The following is a 24,573-nucleotide window of genomic DNA, read 5'->3' on the forward strand; positions in this document are numbered from 1 at the left end:
GTTGATTGATCACCTGATAGGGGTAAAGAGATGAAGTTTACCCTCTGTTGAGGTAGCTTTTTAGCTTACTACCTTTGGCTAGTCGAACGAAACTGTTTTATTGAGTTAATTCTGTGATTATTCCTGTATTACAACAACTTAACTCGCGCGATCAGTGGATGGCGTTCTGCCGCCGTGAACTGCCATACTGCTTTATTGAAAGCCCTGAATGTCTGGTAGATTTTCAGACGACTTTTCTAAAGATCACTCTTCTGCCTAAAGACACACTGATTCATGATGCGGTGAAATACAGCCTAGGTTCGCGTACAAGCATGGAACCTGTCTGGCGCTTAATTAAAGGCTGTGATTGGGATCTAAATGCGATTTTGACCGGTCTGGAGCAGATGGCGTTCGACAGTAATGTTCGCGATAACTCCCTGCTTAAAGTCCATACCGATCTAAGTGTTCGAAAGTACTTTAGCCGTGAACGTTGCCTAGTCGCACCCAATACGCTCGGTTTACTTGAGCCCTTAATGGCGCAGCCTGATATATGGGACGCTCATGCATTGGCAAAACTCATCAGTCATCAGCAGTTCTCTAGCCTACAGAATGAAGTAAAAGCTCTGCCAGGCAGTAAGCAAAATACTGGGGCTCCACCGCCAAACATCAGTACGATTATGATGATTTTGCTCGACCCTGTTGAGCAATGCATCGGTCAGATACATAAAGGCCGGTTGCATATCTTCCGCGGCAAGCAACCATTTATCAGCCTGATCCCTAAGCTTGCTTGGCCGAAACCACGCTTAAAGGCATCTAGCTAATCATCTTTGGTAAATTTCGACCAATAAAAAAGGCGCCGAAGCGCCTTTTTTGATTCGAGAGGATTAAGCCAGTTCTGGCTCAAGCGCCTGCTCGTCTTGATCTTCTGCTTCCAACTCAGCCATCATTTTCAGTGGGTTGTCAGAGTTTAGAAGTTCACGCCCTTGAAGCGTTGGGAACTCAACATCCAAGTCTACGATACGACCATCACGACAAACGTTGATGATGGTATCCATACAAGAACTTAGTAGTGAGTACTTCTCATCCGGTGCAGCGATAATTGTCTGCAAACCAAGATCGCTCATAAAACCAAGTGAAGTTACTGTGTTCTCAGAATCCAGCTTGTTGAAGGCTTCATCGAATACAGACAGGCTCATACCACCTAGTGGGTTGCCATCATTACCTTCACGTAGACGGTATGTCGCAGCTTGGGCCGCAGCAATTGCCACGTAGAACGGTACTTGGTGCTCACCACCGGAACCGGTTTTGATACGCTGAGTCAGGGTTGTTTTACGGTTACCATCTAGATCTTTTACAACCAATTCGAAGTTGTAGAAGTTACGGTAATCCTGCAATAGGCTGCTCTCGCCTTCATCCTTCAGAACTTCGTGAATCTTAGCCAGTGCATCTTTATGAGGCTTGTCGCTATCGAATTTCAGATCGAATAGAGAACCAACGTTCGCGGAATCCATCTGAGTGTAAGCTTCTACCAGTTCCAGAATATCTTTCAATTCTGGGTTAGGCATCATGTCAAAACTGTACATCTCTTTATGGAACGGACGACCTTTAAGATGTTGGTTAAGCTCACGAATAAGATCTTTGATCTTGTTGATCTGATCGTTCAAGTGCGCAACAAAGTCAGATCTAAATGCAGTTTCTGCTTCTAGACGTGCACGTTCTGCTTTCTGACTGTAGTTAGCCAGCTCAGAATCTTTAAGCGCTTGAACAGTTTCATCTACAAATGCAGACAGTTCTTCGTGAGTAGAATCAGGTGTAACTTTATCTAGCTGCTGATGGCTTAAGCCACCGCCATGGTATTTCGCTTTGTACTGGGCAACACCATCGCGAACAGCATTTTTCTTCTTCTCGTGTAGAGACAGTTCGGACTGAGCCTTCTTCGCCGCTTCAAAGATAATACGCTCTAGTTCGCCAGAGCATGATTCATCTAGGTAATCACGTTTTTCCTGCGCAGATTGCGCATCAAACTCGCCCTTCTCTTCACACGCAGTACGTGCAGTAGAGTGCTCTTCTAGTTCTTGATCAAATACTTCTAGGGCTGCCGTATCTTTGATGATGGACGTACGTACTTTCTGAAGCTTATCCATCAAGCTACGTTGCATCTGTTCAGTAGATTTCTGCTCAGCTACTAGATCAGCGATACGCTGCTGAACGCCAGTATCATCTTGGTTACGTAGATCGGTGATTGCCTGACGCTGACCTTCGATCTCAGTATCAAGCTGTTCGCGTTGGGTAACCAAATCAAATACGCGTTCATTCACATTGTCTAAACCGTTGTTCAGCGTAATTAACGCATCACGTAGTTTTTCCAATGTATCGTGATTTTTACCCAACTGTGTAAATTCAGAAACCAGCTGATCAACCTGCTTACCTTGTAGCGCAGCTTGGTCAGAACGACGACGAATACCCATAATAGGCTGCTGTTCGTTGATCGACGTTGTCGAACCTTCTGTCTGCAACATGCAGTCATAAGTTAATGCACGCTCATGACGCAGAAGTTCGGTTTCAGTCTCAACCGCCATCACGCCGCCTAGTGCACGATTCATATAGGCACGAGCATGATCATTTTCTGTATCGATGAAATAAGCCAATGAGCCCGCTTTATAACGGTTTAACCAATCGCCAGATTTTGTCGTATTAACAATTCGGCAACCTTTCAGGTGACGACCTTTTCGACGGTACAGCGTGATCGCTTCTTTCACACGATCTGGATCGACGATTAACGCTTCACGACGTGCACCTAGGAAAGACTCAATCGCAATACGCCATTTGTCATCATTGATATCCGCTAGTTCACAGATCGGCGTGGACTCAATGCCGTACTCTTGAAGCAATTCCATCAACTCGCGAGTGTTACGACGAACTGGTGCATGACCTTGCTTTAGCGCTTCAACGGCACTCTTCTGGTTCTGAATTTCAGAACGCAGCTCATTGATACGAATAACCGAGTGCTCATAACGACGCGCGATATCACGGCGAACACCTTCAACCTGAAGTTTTAGGTTTTCTAAAACGTTATCAACTTCTACAGGAGATTGTGGCCATAGATCCGCCATAATATCCTGACCCGAACGCCACTGTTCTACACACTGCTCGACAACAGGACGGAATTTCTCAGGCAGCAGTTCGCTGTTTTCAGCAAAGCCTACGGTAGTGCGCATCAAGTTATAAACGCCTTGGATGCGCTCTTTCACAACATTAACTTCGTGCGTTTTAGCTGTGATTGAGGACTCAAGCGCCTTAACTTTGTGAGCAGAATCAGAGGTATTTAGCTCTGCACGGGCTTCAGCCAAGTTCTGCATAATCTGGTTGAGTTCTTCACTCTTCTTCTCCAGATCGACCTGTACCTGTTCCTCTTTCGCTTGGTTATCTTCCAAGCGCTCTGCAGCATCCTCTTTTTTAAGGTCTGCATTTTCAAAACGGGTTTCGTGAACAACCCACTCGTATTCAGCAGCGTTTTTCACATTGCGCTGAATACCGTTACAAAGCTCTTGTACCTTCTCTAGCTCACCAATGCGGTTAGCTACTTCGCGCGTCTTAGTTTCCATCGCGCGGTATTCATCAAGAGACTTACGGAATGCGCCGACATGGACAATATTTTCGTCTAGGACGAACTCACGGATAAAGCGTGTAGGACTATCGATTGGGACGAACTTAAGCGCGTTCTTAAAGTTCTTAACAAACTTATCATCATCGTTCGGCATCTCTGGGTCGTAACTTAGATGCGTTACCAATTCACGAACAAAACGGCTAGAACGCTTCTCCAGAATCATATCCGGGCATTGCTTGTACAAGTGATCTCGAACTTGATCCCATGCTTTAGGCAGACGGCCTTCACCAGCTTTTTCGGTAAAGTCATCTAATGACACAGCACAATCAGGCAGAATAAAGCGGCCTAGAACATCTTCATCAGCGGAAGCCGTGGATGCGCTAATTGCTACACCAACCGTCGTTTCTTTAGCCGTTTCAGTATCAAAGAAGCTCAATGCTAAATAACAAAGCGAGTCATGACGCGCGGTATTCTTTTTACCGTCGTCATCAAGGAAACCCAGACAGTAAGTACGTAAGCTACGCTCACTCTTTTCACCCGCCGATGCGTTGAAACTTAAATGACGCTTGTTACCACCCATTAATACTGTTTGGATCGCATCCAACAGCGATGATTTACCAGAACCGTTTGGACCTACAACCGCAACGTTACCTTTAATCGGTATCTCTACAGCACCAAGAACGTACCAGTTAACCAGAATAATACGATTTAGCTGCTTCATTCAGCTGGTACCTCTTCTTTTTCTTCTGCCGTTTCAGCGACTGCTTCGTTTGGCTCTTCAGATGTTTCGTCAGCAGCTTCTGCTTCAACTTTTGTTTCTGAGACATCCTCGTTGTTTTCTTCAGCAGGCTCTACCGCTGCTTCCGCGACTTCATCCATATCCAATACAACTTCACCTTCTTGCTCGTTGGACTCACAAAGACCTTCAAGCTGACGAATAAAGTCTTCAACCACAACTTGGCGGATTACTGGATTGATCTTAAGCGGAATATTCTTAGGTTCCATCTCATCAGGTTTACCGCGTTCGATAACACCGTGACGAGAGAACAAGGAAAGGATCTCTTTCAAACGCGTTTCGTTTGGAATCTCTTTACGCGTTAGGTTTTCATAAACGGTAAGCAGTTCGTCAGTGCTGGTATATGCCTGCCCTGCTTCAACTTCGAAACTCTCTAAACGCTGCTCATACTGCTGACGAATGCAAAGCAGCAATAAGGATTCATCCAAGCGTAAACGCATAAAGCGCTCTTCACCTTTAGGGATGATACCCATATAAGCTTCATCAGGCTGATGGATAAAAGACCAGCCAATCGCTTCAAAAAGGTTAGTAAAGTAGTCTACATGCGAAGCAACTAGAAAATAGCTTTCACGGTGCCCAGGACGTTCCGCATATAGGAACTGATTGGTCAGCAGTTGATTCGCCGCACGGCTAAAATCGCTGGCTTGATACTGATCGCTGCGACCGATAATTTTCTGCAGATCACCTAGCATTTGAAACTTCCTTTGAATGATCTTTTCTAGTTATATAAAAATCACGACACTCAACCATGTCGGCAACGCTTACGTAATTTTCCTGGAATTTAATCTCATACTGCTCGCTTGTCTTACGCGCTTTCTTACCTAATGACTTAAGGTGGCGGACATAGCTAAAGCAGATGTAATCTTCGATCGAGCTGATCTCGAAATCAGAGGCGTTGATCTTTTCACGGCCAACCAAATGGCGCTCTAAATACGCTTCTATGCGATCAACTTTAACTTCACGACGCTCTTTATATTCCTTAAAGAGTTGGCGAAGCTGCAGAACTTTCGGATCGATCTCTTTGCGCGTAATAACTTGTGGTTCTGCAATGGTGCGACGTTTAACCGGTGCACGAATACTACCCGGCGCAAGGAAGCCAACGGTATCCAGGGTTTGAATATGTGGGATTTCACGACCATCTTTTTCGCTAATTTGAGCAATCACACGGGATAGACGTGAAGCCATACCTGGCGTTGTTTTATCCATATAGCGAACAGTGTCAGATACACGTTTTTCCAGCTTGTAGCGGAAATCGTCAATGATCGCTAAACGCTGATCGACTGATTCGAAGATACGGATAATACGGTTGATATGTTGATGCACACGCGCTTCAGCATCATGAATATCAACTTCAAACTGCTGTTGATAGTGCATGATCAATTGCTCCAGTTTGACTGTATCAAACTGTAACTCTCGCAATAGAGATAGGATCTGTTGACGGAATCGGAACGGGTTATTTTTGGTTTTCAGCGTTTTATAGTCTGATACCAAAATATGCTCTACGAATCGCTCAAAGAAATTGCGAACAATCTCTTGTGGGTTATTGGTTTGCGACAGATTGATCTTTAGCTCACGCAGGCCAAGCATCATATCTGTAAGGTGGGCGCTGAAATCAGCTGCTGTTTGAGCCGCTTCCGATAACGTAATACCACGCCCTTGCGGATCATTAATAGCTGATTCTAACGAACTCAATACGTTAAGAACCGCACCGCCGTAACTACGCTTCTCTAGGTTAGCAATCGAAACCAAGGTACGTAATAAGAAACTATTCGCAGGAGATAGCAGGACATAACTGCGATAGATACGCTGCTCTTCTTCCAACCACCCGGTAGCTACCAAGCGACGATAGATACGACTGGTATATTCGGCAGTTGAACGAGGGGGTTCTTGCTGATCCTCTTCAGAATCATCCTCTTCTGGTTCCCAACGACGAACACCTAGACGTATTACCGCCCCTTCGATCGTTGAACGTACCAAATCCTTAGGTACAAAAGGGTCAACCAAATCCTCATCAAAGAACAGGTCGGCCAATGAGATAAGTACAGCCTGATAAACCTGTCGATTCTGCCCGGATAAAGGCAAAAACAAGTTATCAGGAAGTTTATTAAACAGCATTCAGCGTTAATCCGCGGTCTTTAAACCCGTGAACAGGGTTCTATTTTTATAAGGTAATAGGAACCGATTCTAGCGGAAAATTGGACTAGGGATAAGGGCTAAATCCACTATATTCGTAGTTGCATATAGACAGGATTATCTCTTCCCCCAGAAAACAAAAAAGCACCCATAAAGGGTGCTTTTAACTAGTTGATAACTCTATCGATTATTAGTTGATACCATCATCGATGTTGTTGTTATCAAGAAGCTGCTGTAGTTGCGCCGCTGTATCCGCATCCGCTGCAACATTGTTCAAGTCGATTGTCTGAACAACATTCGAGCTCGATGCATCAGTGATTTGCAGCTGTAAGTTGCCATCAAGATTCTCTACCGCAGAGATCACATGCGAACCATCAGATAGTACATCCGATAGATCAATTACATCATTTTCTGAAGTATTAAAGTCATTGATCTCATCTGCAGCTGGTGCACCACCCGTACCTAGATCGGACTTAGACCATACAAACAGATCTTCACCTGCACCACCGGTTAAGATGTCATTACCCGCACCGCCGATAAGAACATCATCGCCCTCACCTGCAGTTAGGATATCGTTTCCAGCACCTGCTAGTAAGATATCGTCATGCTCTGTGCCCGTTAGAGTGCTACCAGAGACCTCAGTGATATCCACGATAGTTGAATCAGAAATTCCAGTATTACTTAACTCGTACTCGAACTGCGGTTCTGAAGAAGCCGCACTCGAATCAATCGACATATACAATTCGTATGTATCATCCTGATTCGAACTACTTTCAGATACCACTTTTATGTAGTACGTGCCTGATTCACTCGCTGTATACCATAGGAACGGCTCACCGCCTCCATCGACCTGAGTGAATGAAGATCCACTTGGAGTCATAATTTCAATATCCATATCATCATTACTGAAGTTATCAATATCGAAGTGGATACGCTCACCTTCGAAGAGTTCCACTTTCAACCAATCTTCATCTTGGCCTGCGCCATTTTGATCATGAATAGATCCGAAGTACGCAGCTGTCGGATACTGATTGACGAATGAAGAGCCACCAAATCCAGTACCTCCAATACCAAACGCTGAACGAGGCAACTCAACAGCTGTTGCTGTTGTATTGTTCTGCTCATTGTTTTCACGGTCAGCACTATCTTCATTAATGATTGTCGCTTCAGATCCGAAACCATTTGAATTTGATGTAAAGACGATATCATCGCCATTATCAACAATAGAGCCCAATATCGGATTGCTAACAGACGATAGCGAAGCATCTCCACTTAGTTCATCGTTATGTAACAAGGCAACCTTAGGAATAATCACTGGAGAACCTTGGGCAATGTTGGTAATCACATTATCACGGTTAGCATCAATGGCTGCAGTGAAGTCGATATCCAATGTCAGATTCAACGACGCTGTATCACCATCATTGTCGACCGCAGTGATTGGGAACTGCTCTTGAGAACCCAACAGAGTAGTTGTAACAGTAATGTTGTAGCTGTACTCACCTGTAATGAAGTTCAACTGCATCTCACCGCCTAGCGCAGTATCCACAGTCAGAATCTCATTATTAGCTCCCGATACCAGACCAGTAAGATCAGTAGAAGCAGGGATTGCCGACATTGTTGAAGTATCTGGGTTATATAGATACTGAACAGTGTCGATAGTGATCGATGTGATATGACCACCATCGGCGCCCAATAGGAAGCCGCTATCACCAGAAGTACCTAGCGTACTATCAACTGTACCCGTGATAGAGTCGCTGCTGAATGCTTCAAGCAATGCGTTAGCCAAGTCATTTGGATCAGACAGAAGAATTGTATTTTCTTCTTCTGAGTTGCTGTTATTCGCATTTACGTATGCAGGATCCGTTGAGTAAGCAACATCGTTTAGGTGGTTAACTGCAGAGCCACTATTAGCGATTACATTACCTATACCGATTGCATAAGACTCAGTAATACTGTTGTCCTCAAGGAATGCCTGCCAAGCTTCAGGACCAGATAATGATGTACCAGCATCAGATGTGTAAGTAACCGTACTATCAACACCGCGGTTGTTGTTTGGTACACCGTCAGTTACGAAATAAGCAAATGTCTGATCTGCAGGTGGAGGAGTTACCAATTCATACGAATTCATTACTTGGTTAAGCGCTGTATCGTATTGAGTACCACCATTAGCGACCAAATTATCTAGATAAGTATAAGCCGACTCAACATCATCGACTAACCAACCACTACTTCCTGTGTTATCAGAGAAGTCAACAATCATCACATTGACATTACCCGCACCATCCGCAGATTCCATTAGCTGCTTAAGCGCATCGCGAGCGATTTCAAGATAGAACAGGCCATCATTGTAGAAATCATCCGCCATACTGCCAGAACGGTCTAGTGTAAGGATAAGGTTTGTTGTAGTGATATCTTGATCACCTAGTAGTGTCTGATTGATATCGAAGCCAACGATTGCATCATCTTCAACATTAACAATCAGATCTGTCTGAACACTGTCGCGGCCGTCAGAAACGTCAGCGACAAATGTTAGCTGTTCAACATTTTCACCATTCCCAGCTGGGTGAGTGATTGCAGAAACTAGATCAACTGTATAGTCAGCAGTCTGAGTACCGTTACCTGCATCAACAGGATCGAATACTGTAACAGTCGCTACAGTTGCTCCTGTAACGCTATTCGTACCCGTTAGAACACCGTGAGTGCCATTACCGGCATTGGTATCAGCTACCCAAGTCCAAGTAACAGGATCTTGATCTTCACCGGCAGTTACACCTGCTGGGCCTGTTAGAGAGATAAAGAATTCAGAATGATCAACATCTGCAATTGTGATTGTGCCTGTTGCTGAAGTTGTGTCGGCAGCATCTTCAGGTCCGTCAATTACGCCAACAGTAGGAAGTGCTTCCTCAGATACAGTTAATGGACCATCAACAGAGATAACCGGAAGGTCGTTCACAGCATTCACAGCGACTGTCACTGTTGCAACATTAGATACGTTACCAGCCAAATCTCGAATAGTGTAAGTAAAGGTATCTACACCATAGAAATCATCAGCAGGGTCATAAGTCACAGTGCCATCAGCGTGAACAGTCACAGTGCCGTTAGCTGGATCGGATTCAATCTGGATAGATGATGGGTCTAAATCACCGTCTAGATCCGAGTCGTTGGCAACTAGATTGATATCAACCGGCGTATCTTCTTCAGTAACGATTGGATCAGATACTGGGTAAGAAAGGTTATCAGCAACCCAAATATTCGTATCAGAACCATCCAATAACTGCAGGTCAAAGACATAATTGCCACCTTGATCCCAGTAGAACACCTCAACGGTATGCTTACCGCCTGTCAACTCAACAGTCTTAATAGACTCTGTTGGTGGCGTGATGTTGTCGTAGTTGAAGATATCAATGCCATCTACATATACCACAAAGCCATCATCATGCTGCACGTCAAAGGTGTATGTACCATCTGCTGGGATGTCGATCATACCAGAGATATGTACCACACCATCTGTAGCTGCTTGCGTACTAGAACCTTGGATAGACGCGGCATCTTGTTTCAAGAACTCTTCAAGGTTACTTGGAACACCACCACCTGCGGCAACATCATCAGCTAGATCACCTGTACCAACAACCTCACCAGCGTCATAACGGTTGTTACCATTCGCATCATCATAACCATAGTTAATCTGCGTAGAAGTGAAGGTGATTTCAGCTGTATTAGCTTCAACGTAGTCCTTAACCTGCTGAACGCTAGTTAGGTTGCCACCATCAATACCTTCTCTGTAACCATAGTATTCAGAAGCTAGGCCACCTGTAACGAATCCAGGGTCATCAACTGCAACTGGAGCGTGGTCATCATCAATGATTTCAGTGGTAACAGAACCTGCAGAACTATCAGCTGCAATGTGTTCAAAGTTACTATCAGTAATGGAATCGATAGTAATTTCAAATGATTCAGCAGCTTCGACTACACCATCTTCCAATGTATCAATCGTAAAGGTTGTTGAGTTACTACCCGCTGGTATTGTAACGCTTGCAACACTTGTGAAGTCACTACCATCAGCCGCGATACCACTGTAAGTAAATGAAACAACAATCGGAGTTGTAACATCCGCTGCAGGTTGGTTCACCGATACTGTGTAAGGCGTTGTTGTATTGCCTTCGATTACAGACGCAGGGCCTGTGATAGAAACAAACGCTGTCTCAGTCGTTGGCTCTGTTGTGCTTGGATCAGCATCATCAGTAATCGTAGTTTCTACTGCATTGTTAGTTGCATCTTCAGCAATATGCTCGAAGTTGCTATCCGTGATCGTATCGATCTCGATAGTGAACGCCTCGGCACCTTCTGCTAGGACATCGTCCAACGTATCGATAGTAAACGTTGTAGAGTTGCTGCCTGCAGGGATCTCAACACTTGCTACGCCAGTGAAGTCCGTACCGTCTACCGCTACACCACTGTATGTGAATGTCACTGTAATCGGTGAAGTCACGTCAGCCGCTGGCTGATCAACCGATACCGTGTAAGGCGTTGTTGAATTGCCTTCGATTACAGATGCAGGGCCTGTGATAGACACAAACGCTGTCTCAGTCGTTGGCTCTGTTGTGCTTGGATCAGCATCATCAGTAATCGTAGTTTCGACTGCATTGTTAGTCGGATCTTCAGCAATATGCTCGAAGTTGCTGTCCGTGATCGAATCGATCTCGATAGTGAACGCCTCGGCACCTTCCGCTAGAACATCATCCAACGTATCGATCGTGAACGTTGTAGAGTTGCTACCCGCTGGGATCTGAACGCTGGCTACGCCAGTGAAGTCAGTGCCGTCTACCGCTACACCACTGTAAGTAAACGTTACAATGATCGGGCTTGTTACATCAGCCGCTGGCTGATCAACCGATACGGTATAAGGCGTTGTTGTATTGCCTTCGATTACAGATGCAGGGCCTGTAATAGATACAAACGCTGTCTCAGTCGTTGGCTCTGTTGTGCTTGGATCAGCATCATCAGTAATCGTAGTTTCGACTGCATTGTTAGTCGGATCTTCAGCAATATGCTCGAAGTTGCTATCAGAGATAGTATCAATCTCGATAGTGAACGCCTCAGCACCTTCCGCTAGAACATCATCCAACGTATCGATCGTGAACGTTGTAGAGTTGCTACCCGCTGGGATCTGAACGCTGGCTACGCCAGTGAAGTCAGTGCCGTCTACCGCTACACCACTGTAAGTAAACGTTACAATGATCGGGCTTGTTACATCAGCCGCTGGCTGATCAACCGATACGGTATAAGGCGTTGTTGTATTGCCTTCGATTACAGATGCAGGGCCTGTAATAGATACAAACGCTGTCTCAGTCGTTGGCTCTGTTGTGCTTGGATCAGCATCATCAGTAATCGTAGTTTCGACTGCATTGTTAGTCGGATCTTCAGCAATATGCTCGAAGTTGCTATCAGAGATAGTATCAATCTCGATAGTGAACGCCTCAGCACCTTCTGCTAGGACATCATCCAACGTATCGATCGTGAACGTTGTAGAGTTGCTACCTGCAGGGATCTCAACACTTGCAACGCCTGTGAAGTCCGTACCGTCTACCGCTACACCACTGTATGTGAATGTCACTGTAATCGGTGAAGTCACGTCAGCCGCTGGCTGATCAACCGATACCGTGTAAGGCGTTGTTGTATTGCCTTCGATTACAGATGCAGGGCCTGTAATAGACACAAACGCTGTCTCAGTCGTTGGCTCTGTTGTGCTTGGATCAGCATCATCAGTAATCGTAGTTTCGACTGCATTGTTAGTCGGATCTTCAGCAATATGCTCGAAGTTGCTGTCCGTGATCGTATCGATCTCGATAGTGAACGCCTCGGCACCTTCTGCTAGGACATCGTCCAACGTATCGATCGTGAACGTTGTAGAGCTGCTGCCTGCAGGGATCTCAACACTTGCTACGCCAGTGAAGTCCGTACCGTCTACCGCTACACCACTGTATGTGAATGTCACCGTAATAGATGAAGTCACATCAGCCGCTGGCTGATCAACCGATACGGTATAAGGCGTTGTTGTATTGCCTTCGATTACAGATGCAGGGCCTGTAATAGATACAAACGCTGTCTCAGTCGTTGGCTCTGTTGTGCTTGGATCAGCATCATCAGTAATCGTAGTTTCGACTGCATTGTTAGTCGGATCTTCAGCAATATGCTCGAAGTTGCTATCAGAGATAGTATCAATCTCGATAGTGAACGCCTCAGCACCTTCTGCTAGGACATCGTCCAACGTATCGATCGTGAACGTTGTAGAGTTGCTACCCGCTGGGATCTGAACGCTGGCTACGCCAGTGAAGTCAGTACCGTCTACCGCTACACCACTGTATGTGAATGTCACTGTAATCAGTGAAGTCACATCAGCCGCTGGCTGGTCAACCGATACGGTGTAAGGCGTTGTTGTGTTGCCTTCGATGACAGTCGCAGGACCTGTTAGGGATACGTAAGCAGTCTCTTGATCCGGTTCAGTTGTGGTTGGATCAGAGTCATCAGTGATCGCTGTATCAACAGAGTTGTTCACGGCATCTTCAGCGATGTTCTCGAAGTTGCTGTCCGTGATCGAATCGATCTCGATGGTGAATGTCTCGGACACCTCAGCAAGCACATCATCCAACGTATCAATCGTGAACGTTGTCGAGTTGCTACCCGCAGGGATCTGAACGCTAGCCACGCCAGTGAAGTCAGTACCGTCTACTGCTACACCACTGTAAGTAAACGTTACAGTGATCGGGCTTGTTACATCAGCCGCTGGCTGATCTACCGATACTGTGTAAGGCGTTGTTGTGTTGCCTTCGATGACAGTCGCAGGACCTGTTAGGGATACGTAAGCAGTCTCTTGATCCGGTTCAGTTGTAGTCGGATCAGAGTCATCTGTGATCGCTGTATCAACAGAGTTGTTCACGGCATCTTCAGCGATGTTCTCGAAGTTGCTGTCCGTGATCGAATCGATCTCAATGGTGAATGTCTCGGATACCTCAGCAAGCACATCATCCAACGTATCAATCGTGAATGTTGTGCTGTTACTGCCTGCAGGGATCTGAACGCTGGCTACGCCAGTGAAGTCAGTGCCGTCTACCGCTACACCACTGTAAGTAAACGTTACAGTGATCGGGCTTGTTACATCAGCCGCTGGCTGATCAACCGATACCGTGTAAGGCGTTGTTGTATTGCCTTCGATGACAGACGCAGGACCGGTTAAGGATACGTAAGCAGTCTCTTGATCCGGTTCAGTTGTGGTTGGATCAGAGTCATCTGTGATCGCTGTATCAACAGAGTTGTTCACGGCATCTTCAGCGATGTTCTCGAAGTTGCTATCCGTGATCGTGTCGATCTCGATGGTGAATGTCTCGGATACCTCAGCAAGTACATCATCCAACGTATCGATCGTGAACGTTGTAGAGTTGCTACCCGCAGGGATCTGAACGCTAGCTACGCCAGTGAAGTCAGTACCGTCTACCGCTACACCACTGTATGTGAATGTCACTGTAATCGGTGAAGTCACATCAGCCGCTGGCTGGTCAACCGATACAGTGTAAGGCGTTGTTGTGTTGCCTTCGATGACAGTCGCAGGACCTGTTAGGGATACGTAAGCAGTCTCTTGATCCGGTTCAGTTGTGGTTGGATCAGAGTCATCTGTGATCGCTGTATCAACAGAGTTGTTCACGGCATCTTCAGCGATGTTCTCGAAGTTGCTATCCGTGATCGAATCGATCTCAATCGTGAATGTCTCGGACACCTCAGCAAGCACATCATCCAACGTATCGATCGTGAACGTTGTAGAGTTGCTACCCGCAGGGATCTGAACGCTGGCTACCCCAGTGAAGTCAGTACCGTCTACCGCTACACCACTGTATGTGAATGTAACAGTAATTGGTGAAGTCACATCAGCCGCTGGCTGATCTACCGATACGGTATAAGGCGTAGTCGTGTTGCCTTCGATGACAGTCGCAGGACCGGTTAGCGATACGTAAGCAGTCTCTTGATCCGGCTCAGTCGTTGTTGGATCAGCATCGTCAGTGATCGTGGTATCAACGGAACTATTCGTCGCATCAGGGCCAATTACAGGGAAGTTAGTGTCAGTAATACTATCAATAGCAATGGTAAACGTCTCAGCACCTTCCGCTAGCACATCATCCAACGTATCAATCGTGAACGTTGTAGAGTTGCTGCCCGCTGGGATATCAACACTTGCTACGCCGGTGAAGTCAGTACCGTCTACCGCTACACCACTGTATGTAAATGTCACAGTAATTGGTGTTACAACAGATGCTGCAGGCTGATCCACAGAGACGGTATAAGGTGTGGTTGTATCCCCCTCAATAACAGACGCAGGGCCAGTAAGAGAAACTAGAGCACCATCATTATCTGTAATTTCAGTATCAACCGAGTTGTTCACGGCATCTTCTGCAATGTTCTCGAAGTTGCTGTCCGTGATCGAATCAATCTCGATAGTGAACGTCTCGGACATCTCAGCAATCACATCATCCAACGTATCGATCGTGAACGTTGTCGAGTTACTGCCCGCTGGGATCTGAACGCTGGCTACGCCAGTGAAGTCAGTGCCGTCTACCGCTACACCACTGTAAGTAAACGTTACAGTGATTGGTGAAGTCACATCAGCCGCTGGCTGATCAACCGATACGGTATAAGGCGTTGTTGTATTGCCTTCTACTACAGATGCAGGACCGATTAGGGATACGTAAGCAGTCTCTTGATCCGGTTCAGTTGTGGTTGGATCAGAGTCATCTGTGATCGCTGTATCAACAGAGTTGTTCACGGCATCTTCAGCGATGTTCTCGAAGTTGCTATCCGTGATCGAATCGATCTCAATCGTGAATGTCTCGGATACCTCAGCAAGCACATCATCCAACGTATCAATCGTGAACGTTGTAGAGTTGCTACCTGCAGGGATCTGAACGCTGGCTACGCCGGTGAAGTCAGTACCGTCTACCGCTACACCACTGTATGTGAACGTTACAGTGATCGGGCTTGTCACATCAGCCGCTGGCTGATCTACCGATACGGTATAAGGCGTTGTTGTGTTGCCTTCGATGACAGACGCTGGGCCTGTTAGGGATACAATCGCAGTCTCTTGATCCGGCTCAGTTGTTGTTGGATCAGAGTCATCAGTGATCGCTGTATCAACGGAGTTATTGACGGCATCTTCAGCGATGTTCTCGAAGTTGCTGTCCGTGATCGTGTCGATCTCAATCGTGAATGTCTCGGATACCTCAGCAAGCACATCATCCAACGTATCAATCGTGAATGTTGTGCTGTTACTGCCTGCAGGGATCTGAACGCTGGCTACGCCAGTGAAGTCAGTGCCGTCTACCGCTACACCACTGTAAGTAAACGTTACAGTGATCGGGCTTGTTACATCAGCCGCTGGCTGATCAACCGATACCGTGTAAGGCGTTGTTGTATTGCCTTCGATGACAGACGCAGGACCGGTTAGGGATACATAAGCAGTCTCTTGATCTGGTTCAGTTGTAGTCGGATCAGAGTCATCTGTGATCGCAGTATCAACGGAGTTGTTCACCGCATCTTCAGCGATGTTCTCGAAGTTGCTATCCGTGATCGTGTCGATCTCGATGGTGAATGTCTCGGACATCTCAGCAAGTACATCATCCAACGTATCGATCGTGAACGTTGTAGAATTGCTACCTGCTGGGATCTGAACGCTGGCTACGCCAGTGAAGTCAGTACCGTCTACCGCTACACCACTGTATGTGAATGTCACTGTAATCGGTGAAGTCACATCAGCTGCTGGCTGATCAACCGATACGGTGTAAGGCGTTGTTGTGTTGCCTTCGATGACAGTCGCAGGACCTGTTAGGGATACGTAAGCAGTCTCTTGATCCGGTTCAGTTGTGGTTGGATCAGAGTCATCAGTGATCGCTGTATCAACAGAGTTGTTCACGGCATCTTCAGCAATGTTCTCGAAGTTGCTATCCGTGATCGAATCGATCTCGATGGTGAATGTCTCGGACATCTCAGCAAGCACATCATCCAACGTATCAATCGTGAATGTTGTGCTGTTGCTACCCGCAGGGATCTGAACGCTGGCTACGCCAGTGAAGTCCGTGCCGTCTACCGCTACACCACTGTATGTGAATGTCACTGTAATCGGTGAAGTCACGTCAGCCGCAGGCTGATCTACCGATACTGTGTAAGGCGTTGTTGTATTGCCTTCGATGACAGACGCAGGACCTGTTAGGGATACGTAAGCAGTCTCTTGATCTGGTTCAGTTGTAGTCGGATCAGAGTCATCTGTGATCGCTGTATCAACTGAGTTGTTCACGGCATCTTCAGCGATGTTCTCGAAGTTGCTATCCGTGATCGAATCGATCTCAATCGTGAATGTCTCGGATACCTCAGCAAGTACATCATCCAACGTATCGATCGTGAACGTTGTAGAGTTGCTACCTGCAGGGATCTGAACGCTAGCCACGCCAGTGAAGTCAGTACCGTCTACCGCTACACCACTGTATGTGAACGTTACAGTGATCGGGCTTGTTACATCAGCCGCTGGCTGATCTACCGATACTGTGTAAGGCGTTGTTGTGTTGCCTTCGATGACAGACGCAGGACCTGTTAGGGATACGTAAGCAGTCTCTTGATCTGGTTCAGTTGTAGTCGGATCAGAGTCATCTGTGATCGCTGTATCAACTGAGTTGTTCACGGCATCTTCAGCGATGTTCTCGAAGTTGCTGTCAGTGATCGTGTCGATCTCGATGGTAAATGTCTCGGACATCTCTGCAAGCACATCATCCAACGTATCGATGGTGAACGTTGTCGAGTTGCTACCTGCTGGGATCTCAACGCTAGCTACGCCAGTGAAGTCAGTGCCGTCTACCGCTACACCACTGTATGTGAATGTAACAGTAATTGGTGAAGTCACATCAGCCGCTGGCTGGTCAACCGATACGGTATAAGGCGTAGTCGTGTTGCCTTCGATTACCGTCGCTGGGCCTGTTAAGGATACGTAAGCAGTCTCTTGATCTGGTTCAGTTGTAGTCGGATCAGAGTCATCTGTGATCGCTGTATCAACAGAGTTGTTCACGGCATCTTCAGCGATGTTCTCGAAGTTGCTGTCCGTGATCGTGTCGATCTCAATGGTGAATGTCTCGGATACCTCAGCAAGCACATCATCCAACGTATCAATCGTGAATGTTGTAGAGTTACTACCCGCTGGGATCTGAACGCTGGCTACGCCAGTGAAGTCAGTACCGTCTACCGCTACACCACTGTATGTGAACGTTACAGTGATCGGGCTTGTTACATCAGCCGCTGGCTGATCTACCGATACTGTATAAGGCGTTGTTGTGTTGCCTTCGATGACAGTCGCAGGACCTGTTAGGGATACAATCGCAGTCTCTTGATCCGGTTCAGTTGTGGTTGGATCAGAGTCATCAGTGATCGCTGTATCAACAGAGTTATTCACGGCATCTTCAGCGATGTTCTCGAAGTTGCTGTCCGTAATCGTGTCGATCTCGATGGTAAATGTCTCGGACATCTCAGCAAGTACATCATCCAACGTATCGATCGTGAACGTTGTAGAGTTGCTACCTGCAGGGATCTGAACGCTGGCTACGCCAGTGAAGTCAGTACCGTCTACCGCTACACCACTGTAAGTAAACGTTACAGTGATCGGGCTTGTTACATCAGCCGCTGGTTGATCTACCGATACTGTGTAAGGCGTTGTTGTGTTGCCTTCGATGACAGTCGCTGGGCCTGTTAGGGATACGTAAGCAGTCTCTTGATCTGGTTCAGTTGTAGTCGGATCAGAGTCATCTGTGATCGCTGTATCAACGGAGTTATTCACGGCATCTTCAGCGATGCTCTCGAAGTTGCTGTCCGTAATCGAATCGATCTCGATGGTGAATGTCTCGGACACCTCAGCAAGCACATCATCCAACGTATCAATCGTGAACGTTGTAGAGTTGCTACCTGCAGGGATCTGAACGCTGGCTACGCCAGTGAAGTCAGTACCATCTACCGCTACACCACTGTAAGTAAACGTTACAGTGATCGGGCTTGTTACATCAGCTGCTGGCTGATCAACCGATACTGTGTAAGGCGTTGTTGTGTTGCCTTCGATGACAGTCGCTGGGCCTGTTAGGGATACGTAAGCAGTCTCTTGATCTGGTTCAGTTGTAGTCGGATCAGAGTCATCTGTGATCGCTGTATCAACAGAGTTGTTCACGGCATCTTCAGCGATGTTCTCGAAGTTGCTATCCGTGATCGAATCGATCTCGATGGTAAATGTCTCGGACATCTCAGCAAGTACATCATCCAACGTATCGATGGTGAATGTTGTGCTGTTGCTACCCGCAGGGATCTGAACGCTGGCTACGCCAGTGAAGTCAGTACCGTCTACCGCTACACCACTGTATGTGAATGTAACAGTAATTGGTGAAGTCACATCAGCCGCTGGCTGGTCAACCGATACCGTGTAAGGCGTTGTTGTGTTGCCTTCGATTACCGTCGCTGGGCCTGTTAAGGATACGTAAGCAGTCTCTTGATCTGGTTCAGTTGTAGTCGGATCAGAGTCATCTGTGATCGCTGTATCAACAGAGTTGTTCACGGCATCTTCAGCGATGTTCTCGAAGTTGCTATCCGTGATCGAATCGATCTCGATGGTGAATGTCTCGGACACCTCAGCAAGCACATCATCCAACGTATCGATCGTGAACGTTGTAGAGTTGCTACCTGCAGGGATCTGAACGCTGGCTACGCCAGTGAAGTCAGTACCATCTACCGCTACACCACTGTATGTGAATGTAACAGTAATTGGTGAAGTCACATCAGCTGCTGGCTGATCTACCGATACGGTGTAAGGCGTAGTCGTGTTGCCTTCGATGACAGTCGCAGGACCTGTTAGGGATACGTAAGCAGTCTCTTGATCCGGTTCAGTTGTTGTTGGATCAGAGTCATCAGTAATCGCTGTATCAACGGAGTTGTTCACGGCATCTTCAGCAATGTTCTCGAAGTTGCTGTCCGTGATCGAATCGATCTCAATCGTGAATGTCTCGGATACCTCAGCAAGCACATCATCCAACGTATCGATCGTGAATGTTGTGCTGTTGCTACCCGCTGGGATCTGAACGCTAGCCACGCCAGTGAAGTCAGTACCGTCTACCGCTACACCACTGTATGTGAATGTAACCGTGATTGGTGAAGTCACATCAGCTGCTGGCTGATCTACCGATACGGTATAAGGCGTTGTTGTGTTGCCTTCGATGACAGTCGCAGGACCTGTTAGGGATACAATCGCAGTCTCTTGATCCGGCTCAGTTGTGGTTGGATCAGCATCGTCAGTGATCGTGGTATCAACGGAGTTATTCGTCGCATCAGGACCAATAATTGGGTAATTCGTATCGGTGATGCTATCTATAGCAATCGTAAACGTCTCAGCACCTTCCGCTAGCACATCATCCAACGTATCAATCGTGAACGTTGTAGAGTTGCTGCCCGCTGGGATATCAACACTTGCAACACCGGTGAAGTCAGTACCGTCTACCGCTACACCACTGTAAGTGAATGTAACCGTAATTGGTGTAACAACAGATGCTGCAGGCTGATCCACCGATACGGTATAAGGTGTAGTTGTATCTCCCTCAATAACAGACGCAGGGCCAATTAAGGATACTGTAGCACCATCGTTGTCTGTGATTTCGGTATCAACCGAGTTGTTCACGGCATCTTCAGCAATGTTCTCGAAGTTGCTATCCGTGATCGTATCAATCTCAATCGTGAATGTCTCAGCGCCTTCGGCTAGAAGATCATCCAACGTATCGATCGTGAACGTTGTGCTGTTGCTACCCGCAGGGATCTGAACGCTGGCTACGCCAGTGAAGTCCGTGCCGTCTACCGCTACACCACTGTATGTGAATGTCACTGTAATCGGTGAAGTCACGTCAGCCGCAGGCTGATCTACCGATACTGTGTAAGGCGTTGTTGTATTGCCTTCGATGACAGACGCAGGACCTGTTAGGGATACGTAAGCAGTCTCTTGATCTGGTTCAGTTGTAGTCGGATCAGAGTCATCTGTGATCGCTGTATCAACTGAGTTGTTCACGGCATCTTCAGCGATGTTCTCGAAGTTGCTATCCGTGATCGAATCGATCTCAATCGTGAATGTCTCGGATACCTCAGCAAGTACATCATCCAACGTATCGATCGTGAACGTTGTAGAGTTGCTACCTGCAGGGATCTGAACGCTAGCCACGCCAGTGAAGTCAGTACCGTCTACCGCTACACCACTGTATGTGAACGTTACAGTGATCGGGCTTGTTACATCAGCCGCTGGCTGATCTACCGATACTGTGTAAGGCGTTGTTGTGTTGCCTTCGATGACAGACGCAGGACCTGTTAGGGATACGTAAGCAGTCTCTTGATCTGGTTCAGTTGTAGTCGGATCAGAGTCATCTGTGATCGCTGTATCAACTGAGTTGTTCACGGCATCTTCAGCGATGTTCTCGAAGTTGCTGTCAGTGATCGTGTCGATCTCGATGGTAAATGTCTCGGACATCTCTGCAAGCACATCATCCAACGTATCGATGGTGAACGTTGTCGAGTTGCTACCTGCTGGGATCTCAACGCTAGCTACGCCAGTGAAGTCAGTGCCGTCTACTGCTACACCACTGTAAGTAAACGTTACAGTGATTGGTGAAGTCACGTCAGCCGCTGGCTGGTCAACCAATACAGTGTAAGGCGTTGTTGTGTTGCCTTCGATGACAGTCGCAGGACCTGTTAAGGATACGTAAGCAGTCTCTTGATCCGGCTCAGTTGTTGTTGGATCAGAGTCATCTGTGATCGCTGTATCAACAGAGTTGTTCACGGCATCTTCAGCTATATTCTCGAAGTTGCTATCCGTGATCGAATCGATCTCAATCGTGAATGTCTCGGATACCTCAGCAAGTACATCATCCAACGTATCGATCGTGAACGTTGTAGAGTTGCTACCTGCAGGGATCTGAACGCTAGCCACGCCAGTGAAGTCAGTACCGTCTACCGCTACACCACTGTATGTGAACGTTACAATGATCGGGCTTGTTACATCAGCCGCTGGCTGATCTACCGATACTGTGTAAGGCGTTGTTGTGTTGCCTTCGATGACAGTCGCAGGACCTGTTAGGGATACGTAAGCAGTCTCTTGATCTGGTTCAGTTGTAGTCGGATCAGAGTCATCTGTGATCGCTGTATCAACTGAGTTGTTCACGGCATCTTCAGCGATGTTCTCGAAGTTGCTGTCCGTAATCGAATCGATCTCGATGGTAAATGTCTCGGACATCTCTGCAAGCACATCATCCAACGTATCGATGGTGAACGTTGTCGAGTTGCTACCTGCTGGGATCTCAACGCTAGCTACGCCAGTGAAGTCAGTGCCGTCTACCGCTACACCACTGTATGTGAATGTAACAGTAATTGGTGAAGTCACATCAGCCGCTGGCTGGTCAACCGATACGGTATAAGGCGTAGTCGTGTTGCCTTCGATTACCGTCGCTGGGCCTGTTAAGGATACGTAAGCAGTCTCTTGATCTGGTTCAGTTGTAGTCGGATCAGAGTCATCTGTGATCGCTGTATCAACAGAGTTGTTCACGGCATCTTCAGCGATGTTCTCGAAGTTGCTGTCCGTGATCGTGTCGATCTCAATGGTGAATGTCTCGGATACCTCAGCAAGCACATCATCCAACGTATCAATCGTGAATGTTGTAGAGTTACTACCCGCTGGGATCTGAACGCTGGCTACGCCAGTGAAGTCAGTACCGTCTACCGCTACACCACTGTATGTGAACGTTACAGTGATCGGGCTTGTTACATCAGCCGCTGGCTGATCTACCGATACTGTATAAGGCGTTGTTGTGTTGCCTTCGATGACAGTCGCAGGACCTGTTAGGGATACAATCGCAGTCTCTTGATCCGGTTCAGTTGTGGTTGGATCAGAGTCATCAGTGATCGCTGTATCAACAGAGTTATTCACGGCATCTTCAGCGATGTTCTCGAAGTTGCTGTCAGTGATCGTGTCGATCTCGATGGTAAATGTCTCGGACATCTCTGCAAGCACATCATCCAACGTATCGATGGTGAACGTTGTAGAGTTGCTACCTGCAGGGATCTGAACGCTGGCTACGCCAGTGAAGTCAGTACCGTCTACCGCTACACCACTGTATGTGAATGTCACTGTAATCGGTGAAGTCACATCAGCCGCTGGCTGATCAACCGATACCGTGTAAGGCGTAGTCGTGTTGCCTTCTACTACAGATGCAGGACCTGTTAGCGATACGTAAGCAGTCTCTTGATCCGGCTCAGTTGTGGTTGGATCAGAGTCATCTGTGATCGCTGTATCAACAGAGTTATTCACGGCATCTTCAGCGATGTTCTCGAAGTTGCTGTCCGTAATCGTGTCGATCTCGATGGTAAATGTCTCGGACATCTCAGCAAGTACATCATCCAACGTATCGATCGTGAACGTTGTAGAGTTGCTACCTGCAGGGATCTGAACGCTGGCTACGCCAGTGAAGTCAGTACCGTCTACCGCTACACCACTGTAAGTAAACGTTACAGTGATCGGGCTTGTTACATCAGCCGCTGGCTGGTCAACCGATACTGTATAAGGCGTTGTTGTGTTGCCTTCGATGACAGTCGCAGGACCTGTTAGGGATACGTAAGCAGTCTCTTGATCTGGTTCAGTTGTAGTCGGATCAGAGTCATCTGTGATCGCTGTATCAACGGAGTTGTTCACGGCATCTTCAGCGATGCTCTCGAAGTTGCTGTCCGTGATCGAATCGATCTCGATGGTAAATGTCTCGGACATCTCAGCAAGTACATCATCCAACGTATCGATCGTGAACGTTGTAGAGTTGCTACCCGCTGGGATCTGAACGCTGGCTACGCCAGTGAAGTCAGTGCCGTCTACCGCTACACCACTGTATGTGAATGTAACAGTAATTGGTGAAGTCACATCAGCTGCTGGCTGATCTACCGATACGGTATAAGGCGTTGTTGTGTTGCCTTCGATTACCGTCGCTGGGCCTGTTAGGGATACAATCGCAGTCTCTTGATCCGGCTCTGAGGTACCTGGATTACTATCATCCAAAATTGTTGTAACCACTGTGCCGTTAACGACTTCAATATCGTTAATGCCACCGCCAGAAATAGAATTAATATTCGCAGAATAACGTTCACCGCTATCGGCCAACACATCATCGAGTGTATCTACATCAAAAGTTACAGATGTCTGACCGGCAGGAATAACAACATCCTGAACAACAGGGACTAAATCACCGTCATCTGTTGTGATATGACCAGTTGTCACACTAATAGTCATATCGGTGGTTGGCGCACGACTGATAGTGATTGTGTAAGTTGCTACCTCACCCTCTATTACCGTCGCAGGACCAACAAGATTAATTTCTATACTTTCAGGAATGATCTGTTCGTTATTGATTCCACCAAATTGCTCAAGCGCGTCATCACCCTGCGCAAAGCCTGTAGTTTCATAACCAGCAGTTGGATCTACTTCCTGTGCTGTACGCTCAATATTTACCGTGCTTGAACCTTCATTACCCTGACCGCCCGCTGCTGGAGCATTACCACCCGCGGCAGTTTCTTCGGCAACCTCTGTAGGGTCGGCGCCCGCCAAGATAGCCGCTTGAATAGATTCCACATCCGCTACAGCTTCTGTAAGATCGAAGTTATCTGCTTCTATATATGTCTCGCTACTAGCCAACCAGTTCTGACCACCTTCTAGTCGAACAGGATCGCCGCCTTCCATTGCTATTTCGATAGATGCATCTGGCGCAACGCGAACCATCTCGTCTGCGTATATCTCGTCGCCTAATACCAATAGTCTTTCTGTACCGTCTGCTTTAATAGCTACTGCACGACCAATTAGATGCGAAACTGTACCAATAACGTTCATACTTACTAATCCTTAGAAAACAGATCTTTGGGTGATTACACCCTTTATAGATGCACAAGACATTAAAAACTATTGTACCGAGGTACAGGTACCATT

At 47.0% G+C, this 24,573-nt stretch carries 5 protein-coding genes; 1 reads left to right on the forward strand and 4 read right to left on the reverse strand.

The annotated features are described in order from the left end of the window. Nucleotides 1-113: 113 nt before the first annotated feature. Nucleotides 114-800, forward strand: a complete 687-nt coding sequence (locus ACMXYV_RS11570) for a hypothetical protein (RefSeq protein ID WP_415888646.1) — start codon at nucleotides 114-116, stop codon at nucleotides 798-800. Nucleotides 801-863: 63 nt separating this feature from the next. Here the strand turns inward: ACMXYV_RS11570 and ACMXYV_RS11575 are convergent, their stop codons facing one another. The 4 genes from ACMXYV_RS11575 to ACMXYV_RS11590 form a co-directional block, all read right to left on the reverse strand. Then, nucleotides 864-4,307 (reverse strand): SbcC/MukB-like Walker B domain-containing protein, encoded by a 3,444-nt coding sequence (locus tag ACMXYV_RS11575; RefSeq protein ID WP_415888647.1) that lies wholly within the window; start codon nucleotides 4,305-4,307, stop codon nucleotides 864-866. After that, on the reverse strand, nucleotides 4,304-5,074 hold the full coding sequence (locus tag ACMXYV_RS11580) for a DUF4194 domain-containing protein (protein ID WP_415888648.1): 771 nt from the start codon (nucleotides 5,072-5,074) through the stop codon (nucleotides 4,304-4,306). The genes ACMXYV_RS11575 and ACMXYV_RS11580 overlap by 4 nt, the downstream gene beginning before the upstream one ends. Further along, nucleotides 5,064-6,497, reverse strand: coding sequence for a Wadjet anti-phage system protein JetA family protein (locus ACMXYV_RS11585; RefSeq protein WP_415888649.1), 1,434 nt, complete (start codon nucleotides 6,495-6,497; stop codon nucleotides 5,064-5,066). Before ACMXYV_RS11585 ends, ACMXYV_RS11580 begins: the two co-directional genes overlap by 11 nt. A 208-nt stretch (nucleotides 6,498-6,705) precedes the next feature. Next, nucleotides 6,706-24,477 (reverse strand): Calx-beta domain-containing protein, encoded by a 17,772-nt coding sequence (locus tag ACMXYV_RS11590; protein WP_415888650.1) that lies wholly within the window; start codon nucleotides 24,475-24,477, stop codon nucleotides 6,706-6,708. Nucleotides 24,478-24,573 lie beyond the last annotated feature (96 nt).

The organism is Neptuniibacter sp. SY11_33 (assembly GCF_047778025.1).
In the GTDB taxonomy this organism is placed as follows: Bacteria; Pseudomonadota; Gammaproteobacteria; order Pseudomonadales; family Balneatricaceae; genus Neptuniibacter.